The sequence below is a fragment of the Anabaena sp. UHCC 0399 genome, from assembly GCF_034931465.1.
Classification (GTDB): domain Bacteria; phylum Cyanobacteriota; class Cyanobacteriia; order Cyanobacteriales; family Nostocaceae; genus Trichormus; species Trichormus minutissimus.
In genome coordinates, this window is the sequence record NZ_JAYGGZ010000049.1 from 2,306 (window position 1) to 21,705 (window position 19,400).

Below are 19,400 nucleotides of genomic sequence, written 5' to 3' on the forward strand. Positions count from 1 at the left end.
TGTCGATGTAGCAACTTGTCTCACTTTTCACGGGATCTGGAAAACCCCTCTCCAAACCTCTCCCCGACGCGGGGAGAGGCTTTGATTTTTCCCCCTTCCCTGTCTACGACACGCTCCGCGTTCGCGTTAGCGTCCCGCAGGGAACGTAGAGAAGGTAGGGAAGGGGGTTAGGTTTCGCGTTAGCTTTTCCACATAACGTGAAAAGTCATTTTAAGTAATGAGTAATAAGTAGTGGGTATTTACTCATTACTCATTACTTATTACTCATTTAGTTGAAAGGGTGGGGTTCTTGTACCGCACTAAAGCAAGAACCGCTATACAAACTTTAAGCTGCATCAGTAAAATACATGACTTTACCACCGTAAGCACAACGCAGATTTTCTTCTGTGAGTACCTGTTGTCTCGAACCTGTGGCGACGAGTTCGCGGTTGAGTAAGACTAAATCATCAAAGTGGCTGATAGATTCGCCTAAATCATGGTTAACTACCAAGACAATTTTATTAGCCGCAGCTAATTCATGAAAGACATCAAAAACTACTGCTTGGGTTTTTTGATCAATCCCTACCAACGGTTCATCAAAACAGAAAATCTCGGCTTGCTGCGCCAAAGCACGGGCTAAAAATACCCGTTGCTGTTGTCCCCCTGATAATTGTCCTATGGGGCGATCGCAAAATTCTATCATCCCTACTCTTTCTAAAGCACTTTTGGCTACTTGGCGGCTCACACTAGAGAAACTACGTAACCACCCTGTCTTTTTTACTCGTCCCATCATCACTACATCCCAAACGGTAGCGGGATAAGTCCAGTCAATTTGGCTACGCTGGGGAACATACGCAACCTGATCTAATTGCTGCATCAAGGGTTTACCTTGATACAATACCCTCCCACTACTAACGGGAACTAACCCCAGCATCGCCTTCATTAAGGTACTTTTACCCGCACCATTAGGGCCAAAAATCCCCGTCAGTCGTCCCGGTTTAACAATACAGTTAATATCCCTTAAGGCTTCTTGTGTACGGTAGTGTACCCCTAGATGGGCAATGTTAATGTTTGTTGTGGCTGTCACAGTATTAACCCACACTAGATTGGAATTACCTTCTAAGGAAAAATTAGCAGTTCTCATGGTGTGATTTCCGAGACGGGAAGCAAATAATGAAAAGATTATGAAAATACTGTACCTTAAAAAATGAGAAAAATATGAAAACAAAGATAACAAGTTTATGGCAGCAATAACTCATTCAAAAGCCGGATATTTCGGTAAGGCAATATTCGGGGTATTTTTGGGACTTTTGATAGATGGATGTACTCAAGTGGACTCAACCCGCACCGCATCCGTCACCGATGGTAAGCCGCGAGTAGTAGCAACTAGTACAGTGATTGCTGATTTAGCTGGTGAAGTTGGAGGGGAAGAAATCCAGTTAACGGGGATTCTCCAGCCTGGTGCTGATCCTCATGTTTATGAACCAGTTCCAGCAGATAGCAGGGTTTTGGAAGAAGCTGACTTGATTTTGTATAACGGCTACAACCTAGAACCGGGACTGATTAAGTTAATGAATGCGGCTGGTGGGAAGGCGCGAAAGTTAGCTGTCGGGGAAGTTGTTAAGCCATTAGAGTTAGATAAAGGTAAAGGTGAGATTGTCCCAGATCCCCACGTTTGGGGTAGTGCAGAAAATGCGATCGCAATGGTGAAGGCAATTCGAGATGGTTTAATTGAGTTATCCCCTGAAGATAAAGATAAATTTACCCAAAATGCCGCGCAACTGACAGAAGAGTTAAAACAGTTGCATAGCTGGATTAATCAGCAAATCCAAACGATACCCCCCCAGAATCGCCAACTGGTAACAACTCACGATGCTTTTCAATATTATGGACGAGCTTACGGAATTGCGATCGCCGGCACATTAATTGGCATCAGCACCGAAGAACAACCAAGCGCACAAACAGTACAGCGATTAGTCGAGTCAATTAAAAAAATTGGAGTCCCCGCAATTTTTGCCGAAACTACTATTAACCCAGCGTTAATTACCACCGTTTCCCAGGAAGCTGGAGTCAAACTAGCACCCAATGAACTCTACTCTGATTCAATTGGAGCAAAAGGTAGTGATGGCGATTCTTACATCAAAATGATGGAAGCAAATACCCGCACTATTGTAGAGGCATTGGGAGGGAAATATACACCTTTTCAACTCAAGAAATAAATCTATAGTTAGAACTTGCCTCTAATTATTCGAGGCTTACATATAACCTCCGAAGTGTAATTTGTACTTTCTGAATAAGCTCTCTCTCAAGCAAGAACTATTTAGCCATTTTATTTTCTACATTGTATTAGTAAATACATAAAATTTAATTGTGGAAATAGCCATGACTAAAGAATTAGAAAATCAAAATAATCAATCAGCAGAAATTAGGCAACCAGTCAGTGAAGATTGGCATTCTCGTAAAGAACCAAACGTTAAAGAAAGGAACTTAACAGCAAACCCTGGGGATAGAATTTCTGAACAACCCCAATCTGTGGAAGAGAAATCCAAGCAAGTAGCTGTAGATGTACCAGACATTACAGGCGATCAAATTACAGTTCCGACTTATTTTGTTGTGGAATATCCAGACGGTGAAAAAAAAGCCCTCCATCATGTCAAAGATGCTGAAGAAATTTCTGATGTCATTCGCCAAGCAAGAGTAGATGAAGAAGGCAATCGGATTTGGTGGTAATCGTTGAATCAGTAATTAAACATCACACGACTTGAAGATGCGTGATGGAAAGCTTTAACAATCTCCGTCTGATTTCCTCTCTTGTCTTAAAAGTCTCCGGCGCACTGACGGAGACTTTTAATCGCCTCCTTCAATTAATTTAATTTTTTCTCTGCTTGAGCCATATAATTCCACAAATCTTTTAAAAAGCAACATATTTGCTTGCTTTGATACCCGACTTAATTTAAATAACCGTTCTATATCGATTTCAGCCAAATTACGCAAATAAGGTAAATCTTCAAAGAGAGTTAAGCATGAAGCAAAATGCAAGAAGATTTGTAATATTGGCTTAGGCCATTTGAGATCACTATAAATTTCTATAAACAATCGGTGTTCCTTCTCATTTAAGGGAAAAGCATAAAATATCACAATTATTCTTTTGTTATTATAAACTGGAATACTTAATTCAATAGTATGAGGAGTATGTAATATTAAATCGACCTCAACTATAGGTTGCCTCCAAATTTTGAGAGGATTAATAGGAGAATCTAAAAGAGTTTTAAATTTGATGATTCCACCAATATTGGTTGGTCGAAAATCACTAACATTTAAAACTTTTAAGTTATTTAAACTGAAATTGTGAACAGTTTCTAAATGTTTGAGGTTTAATAGATGATAAATTTGGCAAAGATAAGGAAAAGGTAAAATATACTCTTGACTAATCATATGCCTTTTCTTTAAGTCAAACTTATTACCTTGAGTTTGACACAAATATCTTTGATATTGCTTGATATCAGTACGCTCATCAAATTCTTCTTCTGGTTTTAAATACAGCCAAAATAAAAAGAAAAAAGATGTTGTAAAAATTTGCACTATTTCTGTTGCTGATAAATACCCATCAGCAAATGCTGCCATACTTCTGTCCGTGATTCCGAAAAGCCAAGATGGGATACCAAAGAACCAAACACCTGTTTTAAATTTATTGACAAACTGATAGATTTTAAATTCTACAGATGTTGTTTTATCTGGTATTTCTTGTAATTCATGGCTATTTTTAGGCATCTTAATGGACATAGAGAATCCTTTATGAAGATTCATTACTATACCTATAGTAAAGAGAAATAATATTAGAACACTCTACCTTTAGCTGTAAAATAGAGTCGAAATTATTTCTCTTTAAATCACAAGTAAAATTATAAAATCTAGGACTTTAGAGTGAGGAGGTTATCAATTACTTAGAGAATAAATACTCGACAAAGCAGTTGAAGTTGTTTACTGCATCAACCATTGAATTAAACCAGGAAATAATCGATAAGTAGTTGAACCCACAGCAACTAAACCAACTTACTTGATCAATACCGTGATCAGCACCCTTGATAATTACCTAAAAACAACAATTCATCTCGCCGCCAAGTCTGCGACTGTGGCGGCGAGATGAATTGTTGGCTAAAAACGAAACACCCCTTGACTGAATCAAACCGCAGGTTTGACAGGGAGAGGGGTAGTGGAGTTTTTAGCAATATTCGTGATATTATTACATCAGTGAGTTTGACGTAAAGATGCTGGTATTTGAGGCAAAACTTGAAGGAACAAACGAGCAATATCAATCGCTGGATGAGGCGATTAGAACTGCTCGTTTTGTCCGTAATGCCTGCCTGAAATACTGGATGGATAACCGAAACATTGGCAGGTACGATTTGAGTGCTTATTGTGCTGTGCTTGCTGCCGATGAAAACTTCCCTTGGGTTGCCAAGTTGAACTCTATGGCTCGTCAAGCTAGTGCTGAAAGAACTTGGTCTGCGATTGCTCGATTTTTTGACAACTGCAAGAAAAGCAAGCCAGGGAAGAAAGGTTATCCACGCTTTAAAAAAGAACAGACACATGGTTGTGTTGAGTACAAAACCAGTGGGTGGAAGCTTTCTGTTGACCGGAGATACATCACTTTTAGTGACGGATTTGAAGCAGGAACTTTCAAGCTCTGGGGAACTCGTGACTTGCATTTCTACCAGTTGAAACAGTTAAAACGTGTGCGGGTTGTACGTCGTGCCGATGGGTACTACACGCAGTTTTGCATTGACCAAGACAGAGTAGAGAAGCGAGAACCAACTGGTAAAACTATTGGTTTGGATGTGGGATTGAACCACTTCTATACCGATAGTGAAGGGAATCAGGTTGAAAACCCTAGATACTTGCGTAAAAGCGAAAAGTCTCTCCAGAGATTGCAACGCAGATTGTCTAAAACCAAGAAGGGTTCTAGAAACAGAATCAAGGCGAGAAATCGCTTGAGCAGAAAGCACCTCAAAGTAAGTAGGCAGCGTAAAGACTTTGCTGTGAAATTGGCAAGGTGCGTAGTCCGGTCTAACGACTTGGTGGCCTACGAGGATTTGAAGGTGCGGAACATGGTCAATAATAGACATCTTGCCAAGTCGATTAGTGACGCAGCGTGGACGCAGTTCCGGCAATGGGTTGAGTATTTTGGCAAAGTGTTTGGCGTGGTAACAGTTGCAGTTCCACCCCATCACACCAGCCAGAATTGCTCTAACTGTGGTGAAATGGTGAAAAAGTCTCTTAGTACAAGAACTCATGTTTGCCCTCATTGTGGTCATACCCAAGACAGGGATTGGAACGCTGCACGGAACATACTTGAATTAGGACTACGTACTGTGGGACACACAGGATCTCAAGTCTCTGGAGATATCGACCTCTGTATGTCGGGAGAAATCCCTCCAAATAAGCCGAGTCGTGGAAAGAGAAAGCCCAAAGAGTGATCTTTGGAATCCCCCACTGCATTCGGTACTCCGAATTAGTGGTCGGAGGATGTCAATGTGGGAGACATAGAATTGTGGCGATGAAAGCTGTATTATTTTTGAATCTTTGATCAAAATCTTCTTCAAAACGGCAGTAATGACCATCCGTCATGCGAATGAGACTGACTTATCTGCAATAGTAGCAATTTACAATGCGGCAATTCCTAGCCGCCTCGCCACTGCTGATTTAGAACCTGTTTCTTTAGAAAGCCGCCGGGCTTGGTTTCAGGGGCGATCGCCTGGATTACGTCCTCTTTGGGTGATCGAACAAGAGGGTTTAATTGCTGGCTGGCTGAGTTTCCAATCATTTTACGGACGACCAGCTTATCATGCAACTGCCGAAATTAGTATTTATATCGCCCCAAGTTTCCATCAGCGCGGTTTAGGAAAGCAACTTTTAGCTACAGCAATTCATGAAAGTCCCAACTTAGGTTTAAAAACTTTGTTAGGTTTTATTTTTGCTCATAATCAACCAAGTTTAAAACTGTTTCAATCTTTAGGGTTTGCAAAGTGGGGACATTTACCCCAAGTTGCAGAACTAGATGGAGTGGAACGGGATTTAGTAATTATGGGATTGCGAATTTAGGCTTTTGATTCACCATCCCCAACTACCGGGGACACCTTTAAACGGCCCAACAATATCGCTAGTTACCCAACCACCATAAAAGTTTCCTGGTTGCGGTTCTACTTTTTCACCATCGACATAGCAAGTATCCATCATATGGACATAAAAAGCCACATAATCTTTGATGCTGGCAAAAGCTAGTGTAGGACTGGCGTAAAACCAAGCCGCATTTTGCACTTCTTTCTCACCGACGCGGATTGTGTAGTAACCAGCGCGTCCCTTCCACTCACAAAAGCTAGATTGTGGTGTCAACACCAGATGTTCCATTTTGATATCCGCCGGGGGGATGTAGTAAGAGGGTGGATGACTAGTTTCTAAGACACGTTTGGCGTTGTGGGTTTCTGCGATCGCTACACCATTAAAAATTACTTGAATGTGTTTGTTTGTGTCTTCCAAGCGAGGAGGACGGGGATAATCCCACACTGATTCTTGTCCGGGATTGGGTTCAATACGTTGGGGATACATAATAACAATTCAAAATAGCCTACGGCAAGGCTTGCGCCTACAAAATTCAAAAGCAACCACAAGGAGAAGGGTTTGTACCGAGTGCATTAGTATTGAGGAATTTTTACGTGGTTCATTACTCATTACTCAGCACTCAGCACTCACTACTCACTACTCTTATCGTACTTCTTTCAAACTTTCAACTTGGTTAGTGAACAACTCAGTAAACAGACTCATTACTGTCCGTTCTTCTCTGACTTTGATATTAGCACTGAGGGACATACCTGATTGCAAAGAGACTTTTTTACCTTTAATATCTAGGTATTGTTTGTTTAAGCTAATTCTGGCAGGGAATCGATAAAATTTATGGTTTTCATCTGGCGGTAGCGCATCTGATCCAATGTCAATTAACTCCCCTTTAATATCACCAAACTCACTGAATGGAAATGAGTCAATTCTGACATCTGCTTTCATTCCTTTACGTACAAAACCAATATCTCTATTGGTGATAAAAACATCAGCAATAAATTTATCATTGGGTACAATTTCGAGTATCTTTTGGGTAGGGTTAGCTACAAAACCAGGGGTTTTTGCTTGTAAATTAAAAATAGTTCCTGATGCGGGAGCGCGTAATTCTTGATACTTGAACTCTAACTGGGATTGAGAAATTTTACTGTTGATATCAGCTAAATTTTGTTCATTATTTAGCACAATTTTCATAAATTGGCTATCAATATCAGCAATGCGCTTTTTGTTATCGGCTATCTTTTCTAAAATGGTTTTATCAGTAGTAGCAACAGTATTATACAGTTGTTGTCTTCCTTTCTCTATATCAAATTGCAGGCGTTTAATTTCTTCACCTAATTGTTCTACTTCTGCCGTAAGGTTTTGTACCTGTTGTTGTTGGTTGAGGTACTGTAGCTGGGAAATACCGCCTTCTTCAGAGAGGATTTTTAGCTTATCTAAAATCTTCTGCTGAATAGCTAAACTTGCTTGTGTATCTTGGAGTTTGACTACAGTTTGGGATAGTTGTTTTTGAATTTTAGAAACTTCTAATCGTGCGGCAGATGCACGAGTTTCTAATTCTGTTTGAGCAACTTGTAGCTGTTGTCTCTCATCACGATCTAATCCTATCCCTGTAGTGGCGTTTCTTAGTTGAGTCCGCAATAATTCATTTTCTGATACTAAAGCTACTCGACTTTTTAATAAAAATTCTGCATCTCTAGGCAATCTAACTCTGGAAAATGCTAGTTCAGAATTAATTCCAGAACTAGAATTCATTAATTGACGATAAAGCTGATTTTCCTGAATTAAATTTCTGCGAATCTGATTTAAAGAATTTAGTTGGGCAATGGTGGCAACTGTTTCAAAGGTTATTAATAAGTCTCCTTTAAGAACTTTTTCCCCATCTTTGATATGTACTTCTTTGACGACTCCATTGACTGGTGATTGTACTTCTTTGACTGTTCCTTCTGGCTTTAATTGGCCAGTAGCGGGTACTACCTGTTCGATTTTGGCGAAATATGCCCAAGTAATCCCAAAACAAGCTAACGCTATCAATGTGAGCATGATTGTACGTGACCACACAGGAGATTGACGCAGTACAACCGATTGCTCAAATTCTTCATTGTTGGTCTTAATTAATCCTTGATTATTAGCCTTTGGGGAAGATGTTATCACTTGAGCATCGACATCGATCGCTTTGTCGTGCTTGCCGTTACCATTATTAGCGTTAAGTTGAGTCATAGTAGTTTTGCTTGGGGAATGGGGAATGGGGAATCGGGAATGACTAATGACTACTTACAAATTTACTTCTTGTTGTTGATATAGGTAGAAATAATGACCTTTTGCCGCCATTAGTTCTTGATGGCTACCTTGTTCGATAATTTTGCCTGCATCCATCACCACGATCGCATCTGCATGACTGACGGTGTTAAGACGATGGGTAATAAAGAATACTGTATTACCTTTAAAGGCGTTGGCTAGGTTGAGGCAGACTTGGCGTTCGGTGGGATAGTCTAACGCACTGGTGGCTTCGTCTAAAACTAATAATTTTGGTCGCTGGAGAACGGAACGGGCGATCGCAATTCTCTGTCTTTGTCCACCAGAAAGCCCTGCACCCCGTTCTCCAACTCTGGTATTGTAACCGTTGGGTAAGCCCATAATAAATTCATGGGCAGCAGCAACCCGCGCGGCTTCGATAATCTCTTCGGTGGTAGCATCGGGATTTGTTAGGGCAATATTTTCTTGCACTGTACCGTCAAATAACAAGGTTTCTTGGGGGACAACACCCACTTGGCGGCGCAGGGAATAAAGTTCTACTTTGGCGATGTCGTAACCATCAATCAAAATCCTGCCTGATTCTACGTCATAGAGTCTCAGCAGCAATTTCATCATCGTACTTTTGCCAGAGCCACTTTGTCCAACGATGCCGATAAACTTACCTTGGGGAATTTCGAGGTTGACGCTGGATAGTTGCAAAGGGCCACTATTGGCAAATCTAAAGGAGACGTTTTCGTATTTTATAGATCCTTGAATTTCTGGTAGAGGAATGTTGTAGCGATCGATTTCGGCTTCTTGGGGTGTATCGACAATATCACTTAATCGTTCTAGAGATAAAGCGGTTTCTTGGAAGCTTTGCCAGAGTCGTGCTAGGCGTAAGATGGGGCCGGTAACATAACCAGAAATAATTCTAAAGGCGATTAATTCCCCTAGGGTTAATTCTCCTTGGAGTACCAAATAAGCACCCACCCACAGCACCAATAAACTACTGAGTTTGTTGAGAAAGTCGCCTGTGGAGTTAGCTAGGGTGGAGGTGACAACGGTTTTAAATCCAGCTGCTACATACCGAGCATAGCGTTCTTGCCAAGAAAAGCGCGATCGCAATTCGATATTTTGCGCCTTGACTGTTTGAATCCCAGACATCACCTCGACTAAATAGGATTGAGTAGAGGCGTTGCGTTCGGCTTTGGTACGTAGCTGTCTACTAACAGTAGGGGACGCAATTAAGGTAATAATTATAAAGATGGGAATTGTGCCTAAACCCACCAAGGTCAGTTGCCAACTATAAAACAGCATGACGATGATATAAACCACCGAGAAGACGGCATCTAAGCCGACTGTTAAGGCTGTACCGGTGAGAAACTGACGAATATTTTCTAATTCGTTAATGCGTGTAGACAGTTCACCTACAGGCCGCTTTTCAAAATAGCGCAGTGGTAGCCGTAATAAATGGTCAATAATTTGTGACCCCAACCCCATGTCAATGCGATTGGTGGTATCGACAAATAAGTAAGTTCTTAAGGTGGTGAGTACGGCTTCAAATATGCCTACTACTAACAATAAAGTCCCCAAAATATTCAGAGTGCTGATACTATTTTGGACGATGACTTTATCGATAATTAACTGAATAACTAGAGGATTAGCTAACTGTGCTAACTGGACAAAAAACGAAGCGATAAAGACTTCGATCAAAACTCGTCTATAGCGCGACAAGTAGGGAAGAAACCACCGTAAACCAAAGCGTTCTTGTGGTGTTTCTTTCGTGTGAGTTAATAGTAATACCCTAATTTGGGGAGGGAAACTATTTTCTACAGTCTCTAAATGTTCAACTATTTGCGCTGGTTTGCAGCGAACCATACCTTGGGATGGTACACCTAGAACTACCTGATGTACATCGGCTGCGTATAACACTGCAAAACCATCACCATAGCGTACTATTGCTGGTGTCGGGAGGCGAGAGATAGCCGTTGCAGGTACATCTACTAAGTTGGCTTTGAGTCCGATTAACTCTGCTAGGTATGCACAAGCGGGAAAAGAGATAGTCCCTTGGCGTTTAATTTGCTCACTTAACAGGCGACGTACTACTTCCTTGCGAAAGGGGATTTCTAAATGCTTTGTGAGCATTTGAAAACAGGCAAAGGTGGTATTTAATTCGCCTTTACCGCCGAAGAATGGAAATTTCTGGCGGTTTTTTTGGCCTTTCGCTGAGGAATTATTAGACTGGGGATAGTCTTCTTCTGAAGCGTAGGGAATGTCTAGAGTTTCGGTGATATTGGCTTGACTGGGACTCAGAAGCAGTTGAGATTCCTGGCTAGTGCTATTTAGAAATGATAAATCTGATGGTGCTAAACCCAGCAACCGCGCCGGACTTTCTCCTCTGACTATAATTGCTTCTTGTCCATCCTTCGGTTCTACACGAGAACCAACGGGGAACTCGTTGATTTTCCCGCCACCACTAATAAACCAAACGCTCTCTTTATCTAGTTGATGAAAGTAATTTCTTCCGGGCGCAAGATAGTTTATTTTTGCGCTTTGCCAAGCTTGTTCCGCTAGTTCACCAAGATTAGTGATGACGTTAGCTTGGTTTGCTATCTGTGAACCCAGAATATCGAATACTTCTACTATATGACTAGGATTGAGGCGAGCATTGGCAAAGGCGGGATAAGTAGACAACAGCCGCAAGTATTCATTGGCATCTAAGGTTAAACCGATCATTTCATCGGTAGAGGCGATCGCAGTTTCACAACCCACCTGACGCAACAAACCGATTTCGCCAATAATTTCACCTGGTTGCATCAATTTTAGGGTATTGGGCATTTGCGTTTGCGGGTCAAATCCCAATAACCGCACCTGTCCCTCATAGATAATCGTTAACCGTTCGGGAACGACTTCTTTGCCAATAACTTTTTGCCCAATACGATAGCGAAATGCTTGCAGTCGGTCTAGTAAATTACTAATCTCTGTCGTTGGTAACTGGTCAAACCCTTGCAGGGTCACGAGAAATTCTTGAAAGGTATTTTTAATATAAGTCATAGTTAAAAAAAGGGTTTGATTCGATAAATTTATCTATAGGTTTTTATCCGAACAACGACAATATTTTATATTTATGCCATTAGTAATCAAAACTTGCTCATATATGTACTTCAATTGCATAGTTTTTGCTATGGGGGACGTTCTTAAGTATACAAGTGGTAAACCAACTGGCAAGCTAATGATCAATTTGCTTATTTTATACAACTGCTTGACCAAGTTTTGACACAATCATTTATCTATAATGCAGATAATATAGCTAAGGAAACGTCAATATCCTAAATACAGGGCATAAAATACTGTTTAGAATGTAATTCTTAATAAAAAGACATTCAGAGTAAAAATAGCACATTTTTTCACCCTGATGAATACTTAAGATATTCCAAAGAAAATTTAAAACTGCTATGGTACTTAGTCTCATAACGCCTGTAGAGACGTTGTATCCAACGTCTCTACATATCCATAACGTTAATTAGTTATTCTGTTAGCATTGCCGGCAATATTTCAACGGAATGTTAACTAAATTTAAGCGCTGGCTTTGTTCTGGAATCTGCGCTTGATACTTATACTCAGGCCGAAAGCTGCGATCGCACCCAGGGTAGTAGCAGGTTCAGGAACTTGGGTAAAATTAGCATTCCTGACTATTAACTGTGATTCGCCAATGGTATCGTCTACATCGATAACACCAATACCAACGTTATAGTTTCCAGCAGTTGCAAAAACATAGCTGAAGTTAGAACCACCAGTCAGAGGCATAACTAAATCATTGAATGTGACAAAAGCACTATCACTATCGCTGCTGGAAAAACTCCAGTCGAAATTGAAAACAGCACCAGCTTTGACACCAGCAAAAGTGGTTTTGATTGCAGAACCTGCGGTAGCACCAAAGAATGACCCAACAGGATCTAAACTACCGCCAGGAATACTCAGAAAATCTTCTACACTACCAACACTACCACCAGTAATTACAGTATTGAGAGTACCTGAGTTGAGGGTGGCTTGACCTGATGTGAGGCTAACATCACCAATACTATCCCAAGTAGATAAATCTAGATTAGCCGCGTAACTGGGACTAACTACTGCCAAAGTAGTGATACTCAATACACTTGCGCTCAGAATGGAGTTTTTGATGGAATTCAGCATGGGATTTTAATAGTTTGTAAATTGAAGAGTGGGCATTGGGTATGGGGAATAAAAAAATCAAAAGCCAAAAGACAACAAATTTTTGAATTTTGAATTGATTAGTCCCCAGTCCCCTTAAAACACGAAGTTTTGAGGATTGCTCATGGCTTCTGGAGTGACGTTATTCAAAACTAGGAATGGGCGGAAAATACCGGCACCGAGAAGTCCATCGCTATCAATTTGCAGGATGGTGCTGTTAGTAGTGCTACCTTGGACTAGGCGGACATAGCCATCTGCGATCGCATCGCTACCCTGATAGCCACCAGCAACTAAGCTATCTAACAACTGTGTCAGCACAATTTTGTCGCTACCTACCTCAAAGTCAGTGATGGTATGACCTACTTCTCTAATGCTGGTGTAGATAAACTCGTCATTTCCTGCACCACTGCTAATGGTTTTGCCACCAGTACCGCCGACAATACGGTCATTAGCAGCAGTACCAGTTATAGGGTCGCGGCTACCAGTACCATTGAAGTTATTGAAGTCGTTATCAATGATGGTGACGATAGCACTAGCGTTAGTACCCAAATCATAATTACTGTTGTCGATGATATTGAGAACAACAGTTTCATTCCCTTCTACTAAGGCATCATCGACGGGAGTGACGACAATATCAACGTAAGTCTGCCCAGCCGCAATGTTAGCTGTACCAGTGAGATTATCGTAATCGCTGCCGTTGCTAGCAGTACCATCAACGGTGTAGTTAATTGTCAGCGATTTACTGGTATTACCAACACGAGAAACGCGGAAAGTAGCTGCTGTTGTCTCAGCTTCCGTCGCATTTTCTGTAGTAGCAGCAATACTAACTACGGGCGTAGGCAAGTTGAGCGGTTGGTCTAGTTCCAGAACGATGAACTCGTTATTGTCAATCCCTGGAGGGCGACCAACTGAGAAGGGATAGTTATTATCGTTAGCTAGTAGCAGTGTTTTGGCATCTAACACCACTACAGATTCAATGGTGACAAAGGGGAAGGTGAATTTGGTGCTACCATCGCCATTTAAGTCTTTGGGATCAGAAATATTGAGCAGATCACCGATTTCTTCTTTGGCTATAAAACCATTGGCATCTTTCTGGGAGAAGTCAACCTTGAATAACTTCTTGAATTGCGCGCCAGTACCTTGACCACCGTCTCGTTCAATCACCAGAAATTCATTCTCGTTGATGACGGTTATATCACCAATGGCGTAGTTGGGTCTATCTAGACGGTAGAAACCTACTAAACCTTGATACTGCTCAGATGCAACATCAAATTTATAGATCCGTAAAGAGTTGGCTGGATCACCGGTTACAGTCCCTTCCAACATCGGATATAAGGTTTGCTTATCCAAGCTGATAGCCATACCCTCAAATCCACGAGAGCCAGACAGGTTAGGATTAGCTGGTTCTGTGAGGAAATCGGGGTTGTCAGGCGATCGCACAAACTCACCAGTGAGAGTATTGAGATTGGTGATATCGGGTGTAGGAATCGGCGCATCTAGTAACTTACCTGTAGCATCGAAGTGCAGTAGGTAGGGGCCAAATTCTTCACCAATCCAGAGTGTACCATCTTCAGCAATTACCAAAGATTCAATATCGAAATCTGCACCAGTGAGGAGGCGTTCCCCAGTATTTTCATTAACAATTGTGAACGGTACTTTATTATCTGGGTCAGATAGTTGGATAAAATCTAAAACATTGACACTGCGATTCCCATTTTCCACACCTTGGAAACTGGGGTCTAGGCGATAAATCCGCAACAGGTAATCAGGACTATTCGCTTTACTGCCAAAACCATTGTCAGACAAGAACCAGAAAGAATTATCATCGGCGACTTGTACTGCACTAAAGCCTTGAACTGGCTGGTTAGCAAAAGGTAGATCCCTACCGTTGGTGTTACCTGTAACTGCACTACCAGAAGGTATCCCCTCAGCAAAGGTATCAGCCGGGAGGACGGCAAAACCTTTGAGTGTCAATTTCGACCCATCCAAGGTATAGGGTAGTTCTAGTAAGCCAAGTTTTGTCGGTAGACTGGGGGAGGCAACTGTAATCCCGATTGTACCGTCTGGATTGGCCTGCGTGCCGACGATACTAAAATCATTATCGTTAACTATAGCTAGAGTTTTGGAATCTACCAAAGCCAATCCTTCTAGCTTACTGACTCCGGTGTAACCCAGTTCAGCTGCGTTAGCAATCAGGGTCTTGGTGACAGGAACGATATTCACTGCTGCTAACTCGGCAACAGTTAACTGTTCAATGGTTTTATCTGGGGGCAATGTCCCAAAGTTAGTGGAATTATTAATATTGGTCGCCCCTGCCAAATCAATCTGGAAGATCAGTTTGTTCGATGTGTTGTCTTCTAAATCATCTCGCTCGACAACAGCAAATTTACCATTACCCAGAGAGACAGCATCGCCAATTTTGTCTGTTCTCGCATTACCACTGCCGGAAATATCATCAAGACGATAAAGATATTCACCCGTAACCTGTTTGGAAATGATATCAAATTCCAGAATCCGCAGATTTAGAGAACTTCTAGAATTGGCATCGTTACCCACATCTGGGTTATCAATCGCACTTTGAATAAAGGCATACAGTTTATTACCTTCTAGTGCTACAGCTTCAAAGCCGCGATTATTCCGCCGTTGGGCATAAACCGCAGGGAACACAGGTGTACCAAAGAAGTTACCGCCGTTTTGGCTAGAGTCAGTAGCATCACCGACAGGAATGAAGCGATCGCGCAATTTACTGTTACTATCAAAGTGGTAAATCGCTGGACGATACTCATCCACCATCCACAAATCACCATTAGGTGCAACTACAATTCCCTCTAAATCTGCACCCAAGGGGTCATTCGGTAGAGGTTGGTTATTTAAATCCACTGGATTTTCATCGGTGTAGGCTGTACCGCTAGCACCTGCTTGTAGGTTGGCTAGTCCCGTCAACGGGGTGACACCATCGGGACGGAATAAGCCAGTTCTCTGGGTGATGGTAATTTCCCCTGTGGCGCGGTTAAGTTCAAAGCTAACCACTTCTGGTTGGAAGTCTGGTAAAACGAATGGTCTGTTACCACCGATGGGTTCTCCGTTGGGGCCTCTATCGGTGTGAGCGACAAACTGCAAGTTACCGTTAGCAGCAATCCCTTGGAAGTAAAGCCCAGAGAAACCACCTAAGAAGATATCTTGACCAGTGATGGTTGTCCCTAATTTGGGTAGATCATTAAATTCGTAGACAGTCAGCTTTGGTTGTGCCATTGGAGTACGCGGATTGTAACTGGTTGTATCAATCTCTAGGGGTTGGGAAAAAGCATGAGCGATGTTTTCCCAAGGGACAAATTTAAAGTTAATGTTGACGTTTTCGAGTTCACCGTCATCTTCAACGAGTCTGGGGGGATCGTTAGAACCGTCTTGTGTCACAAATAACCCAAAGGGGAAATTTGCCCCTAGTGGGACGTTGACGACATCTGCGCCGTCAGACTCCTGTACGCTATCTATTGCGCCATTATTACCAACGGCAAAGCTACCTAAATATTCGTTATTACCTTCACGGCTGTAGACTGCAAAGGTGTTGTCGCCTTGACTCGATACTAGTAAATAGCCCTTACCATCTTGGCCGTAGTAAATAGTCAAGCCTTCGACATCACTGGTGAGATAAGAACCACCCAAGGCTTTTACTTTATCTATCAGCTTGCCAGTGTTACTTCCGTCTGGTTCTGCTGAGAACTTCCAAATACCAATATTTTCCTGTCCGATGTAAAGGAAGCCTGTTTCTTGGTCTGCTACCATCCCCTCAGTTTGGGGATCAATGCCCTCATCTGCGGGGATAGTAAACTCTCTGACTCTTTCCGCTCCAATTTTACCGTTACCTTGGTCAATGAGTTTGAACTGAGCTATATCACCAGTGTCAGCACGATTAGTAAATACGTAGTAATCATTAGTTACGGGGCTACGATATAAAGCCAAACCGTAAGCACTACGTTCGTCTGATATGTAAGGCGGTGCAAAGGGAGGGGCTTGGAAGAGAGTCCCAATACTGCTATCAGTGATGTCTTCTAAATACTCACCGGGGGTAGTGGGATTGGGGTTAATTTTAAAGATTACCAGTTTATCGTTTTCGCGATCGCTGGCTACGGCAATATCTACAGATTCACCACCCAAGTTAAACCCATATTGTACATCTACGTTGTTGTAGCGGATATCACCAGGGTTAACGGTTTGGAGAAGATTTCCAGACAGGTCATAAACCCGCATTCCAGCATTTTTCACTGCTGTCAATACGAGGCTGGCTGAGGAGTCGCTAGCATTCACATAAATTGCTGGGTCATCAGCATCCGCATTTCGATCAACTGCTGGGATGCTGACATCATCATCATCAAATAAATCGGGGCGGGTTTCAACGGTGGGAGTAGCTGTAGGAATTATATCTGCACTCAAAGTCAGAATTTGCGTAAATTGGGTGGCGTTGAAGTTGTTGTCACTCACCAGCACAATTGATTGACGACCATCAGCTAATTTGGGGCCGAAAGTAATCCCTTCGATGTTATCTGTACCGGTTGGTAAGTCGAGGTCGTTTAAATTCAATAGTAGTTTCTTGCTAGCAGGTCTGAGGGCTGCTAATTCCACTTCACTCAGGTTTGCTAAGGAGTCAATGGTGCTAATATCCGTTGCACCTTGCAAAGAAACCTCATAAATTTTGATGGTGTTACCCACACCCACAGCAAAGGAACGTTCGACCGCGAGGAAAGTACCTCGGTTATCAATTGCTAATAAATCCACCAAACCGTTATCTGCAAAGCCTGTGGCTGGATTGGGGACATCAGCAATAGCATCGGTGATATAGAGATATTCTTTTTCTGGCTGACCGCTAACTAAGTTGTATTGCAGAATCCGGGAAGGACTACCACTCGTTAAAGAAGCCCTCGCGCCATCTTGCAAAAGAGCGTTTTCGGTGGCTGTGTAGAGGGTTTTCTGGTCGGGTGCAATGGTGAGGCTTTCAAACGCTAAGTTATTTCGCACCCCTGATGTCTGCGTATCACCTGCATCAACAATCCCATTACCGTTGGTATCTTCTACAATAGGTAAGAATTTCACAGGGACAGGAAGCGATCGCAATTCTTGACCAGTAGCTATGTCAAACTCTTTAATAAAGGGATCACTAACACGCCCAGCATTCGGATTTGCTTCCCCCTCTGAGGAAATAAACACCGTCCCATTTTTGGTTAAAGCAATCCCTTCTGGGTCAATACTATTTAATGGAAAAGTATTACTATCGCTATCTTTGAGGGTTGTAACATTGGTAAATGTGACTTCTCCTGCTTCCGTCGTGTAGGTATAAAAACGAGCCGGGGCAAATTGAGAGCGATCGTCAGAAATCGCATAATAGAGATTGTTAACAGCGTCATAGGTGACACCAGATAACCCACCCATTTGAGTGGGTACACCATTTACAAGTCCGGCTACACCTTCAGGGATAAAGCCTGTAGGAAAGGTTTCTTGTTCGGCAAATGCAGCATTGGTAACGGTTTTCCCTGCTGGCGTTGCGCCTACTTCTACATCTACCCACACCAAACGATGGTCAGAACTAGGGAAAGGGAAAGTACCCACAGCCGCAAATTCCGGGTCAGTATTTTCAGGCCAAAATACTGCTGAGTTGGTAATTTGCAAATCGGTGGAAGGTAGGACATAATCTGCTCGCAAGTTACCTGGCGTACCATCAGCAAAATCAGCCGTGTCAAAGTAGGGATTGCCTTGGTGATTAGCGTTTGCACCACCTTGTAAAGCCGCCTGCTGGGGTGCGCCTGGACTTGTAGGGATGGAATTAGTGTTGATATTGGGGTTCTGCAACAGTTGGAGAATGGCGTTGTCAAAACTGTCCCCATCGAAAGGGTCAGCATTTTGATCACCCATAATCACAAAACTTGACCCAGCAGCTAAACCGCCTGTATTACCGGCATCATCATATATATAACCACCTTTGTCGGTAGTGATATAGTCTGCCCAAAAGCGGATTTCGTCATGGTTGCGTTTGCCGTTGCGGTCTTCTGCACCATCAAAGACTGGGGGTGTGGGATGACTTGCCAAAACATGGATTGTTTCACCATTCACCTGAATTGGTATGTCCCAGTGACTCTTGGAAGATAAACGCAAGATTGCTTGCTCTTCTGGAGAATACCAAGGAGTGTCTGCATCAGGAGTTTTGATCGTAGGTAAAAGAGAATCGGGCATATCCTTCCACAAAAAATTCTGGAAGGTACGTATATTTGCTGTGTCAATCGGGTATTTAGACAACAGCAACATCCCAAACTGACCGGGGAAAATGCCAAAGCCGAAGGCATCGTTACCACCACCAACTGAGCCATCATTATCTAAGTCAAACCCCGAAGCAACTCCTGTGTTAGAGGGTGCAATGTAAACATAAGGATACTCAACGGAAGTTGCACCGTTTTGACTAACAGATAAGTAGTTTTGTTGAAATAGTTGAACTGGTTCTAAAGGATTGCCGGCAACGTAGTCAAACTCATTAATTAGCAGCACATCTGGGTTATTGCGCTGAATAATTTCCGCAACAGCTTTAGCCTGAGCATTATCAGGAGTAGAAAGATCAGTTACTAATTGACCTTCAGCATTACGGTTAAGAGAAGCATTGAACTGAGAAAAGCGGATTGTAGGGTTAGTCGGCATAGGTTAGTTGCGAATTACATCCAGAGTGAGCGAAGATGAGTATCGGTATGAGTAGACACTTTGATACAGTTAAATTTCTAATGCTTGTGCTGGTTGAGTCGCGCTATTTTATAGATCACATTTAGAGCGATCGCTAGATAGTCACTGTAAATTGAGGTATGTGCCAGAAAACAGCCACATACCTT

The 19,400-nt window shown here is 42.3% G+C and carries 11 protein-coding genes; 4 read left to right on the forward strand and 7 right to left on the reverse strand.

Annotated features, from left to right (window positions below; translation table 11 throughout):
• Window positions 1–325: 325 nt before the first annotated feature.
• The gene (locus VB693_RS22470) at window positions 326–1,123 is read right to left on the reverse strand and encodes a metal ABC transporter ATP-binding protein (RefSeq protein ID WP_323268200.1); all 798 of its coding nucleotides are present in this window, start codon (window positions 1,121–1,123) and stop codon (window positions 326–328) included.
• A 97-nt stretch (window positions 1,124–1,220) separates the two neighbouring features.
• Between VB693_RS22470 and VB693_RS22475 the strand changes: the two genes are divergently transcribed.
• Both VB693_RS22475 and VB693_RS22480 read left to right on the forward strand, forming a co-directional pair.
• Entirely contained in the window at window positions 1,221–2,198 is a 978-nt protein-coding gene (locus tag VB693_RS22475) for a metal ABC transporter substrate-binding protein (RefSeq protein WP_323268201.1), read from the forward strand.
• A 163-nt stretch (window positions 2,199–2,361) separates the two neighbouring features.
• Window positions 2,362–2,709, forward strand: a complete 348-nt coding sequence (locus VB693_RS22480; RefSeq protein ID WP_323268202.1) for a hypothetical protein — start codon at window positions 2,362–2,364, stop codon at window positions 2,707–2,709.
• A 117-nt stretch (window positions 2,710–2,826) separates the two neighbouring features.
• Here the strand turns inward: VB693_RS22480 and VB693_RS22485 are convergent, their stop codons facing one another.
• Window positions 2,827–3,750 (reverse strand): hypothetical protein, encoded by a 924-nt coding sequence (locus VB693_RS22485; protein ID WP_416233413.1) that lies wholly within the window; start codon window positions 3,748–3,750, stop codon window positions 2,827–2,829.
• Window positions 3,751–4,247: 497 nt separating this feature from the next.
• Here VB693_RS22485 and VB693_RS22490 point away from each other — a divergent pair, with 497 nt between their 5' ends.
• Together VB693_RS22490 and VB693_RS22495 are read left to right on the forward strand one after the other, a co-directional pair.
• Window positions 4,248–5,456: a transposase gene (locus VB693_RS22490; RefSeq protein ID WP_323268204.1), complete on the forward strand. Its 1,209-nt coding sequence runs from the start codon at window positions 4,248–4,250 to the stop codon at window positions 5,454–5,456.
• A 136-nt stretch (window positions 5,457–5,592) separates the two neighbouring features.
• The gene (locus tag VB693_RS22495; RefSeq protein WP_190704292.1) at window positions 5,593–6,081 is read left to right on the forward strand and encodes a GNAT family N-acetyltransferase; all 489 of its coding nucleotides are present in this window, start codon (window positions 5,593–5,595) and stop codon (window positions 6,079–6,081) included.
• Between the two features lie 9 nt (window positions 6,082–6,090).
• Here the strand turns inward: VB693_RS22495 and VB693_RS22500 are convergent, their stop codons facing one another.
• The 5 genes from VB693_RS22500 to VB693_RS22520 form a co-directional block, all read right to left on the reverse strand.
• Complete coding sequence (locus tag VB693_RS22500) at window positions 6,091–6,585, reverse strand: DUF427 domain-containing protein (RefSeq protein WP_323268205.1); 495 nt, start codon at window positions 6,583–6,585, stop codon at window positions 6,091–6,093.
• A 156-nt stretch (window positions 6,586–6,741) separates the two neighbouring features.
• Window positions 6,742–8,310: an HlyD family efflux transporter periplasmic adaptor subunit gene (locus VB693_RS22505; protein ID WP_323268206.1), complete on the reverse strand. Its 1,569-nt coding sequence runs from the start codon at window positions 8,308–8,310 to the stop codon at window positions 6,742–6,744.
• A 54-nt stretch (window positions 8,311–8,364) separates the two neighbouring features.
• On the reverse strand, window positions 8,365–11,379 hold the full coding sequence (locus tag VB693_RS22510) for a peptidase domain-containing ABC transporter (RefSeq protein WP_323268207.1): 3,015 nt from the start codon (window positions 11,377–11,379) through the stop codon (window positions 8,365–8,367).
• Window positions 11,380–11,901: 522 nt separating this feature from the next.
• Window positions 11,902–12,519 (reverse strand): PEP-CTERM sorting domain-containing protein, encoded by a 618-nt coding sequence (locus tag VB693_RS22515; protein WP_323268208.1) that lies wholly within the window; start codon window positions 12,517–12,519, stop codon window positions 11,902–11,904.
• Between the two features lie 114 nt (window positions 12,520–12,633).
• A complete protein-coding gene (locus VB693_RS22520; protein ID WP_323268209.1) occupies window positions 12,634–19,215 on the reverse strand; it encodes a phytase in 6,582 nt (2,193 codons plus the stop codon).
• Window positions 19,216–19,400: the final 185 nt, after the last annotated feature.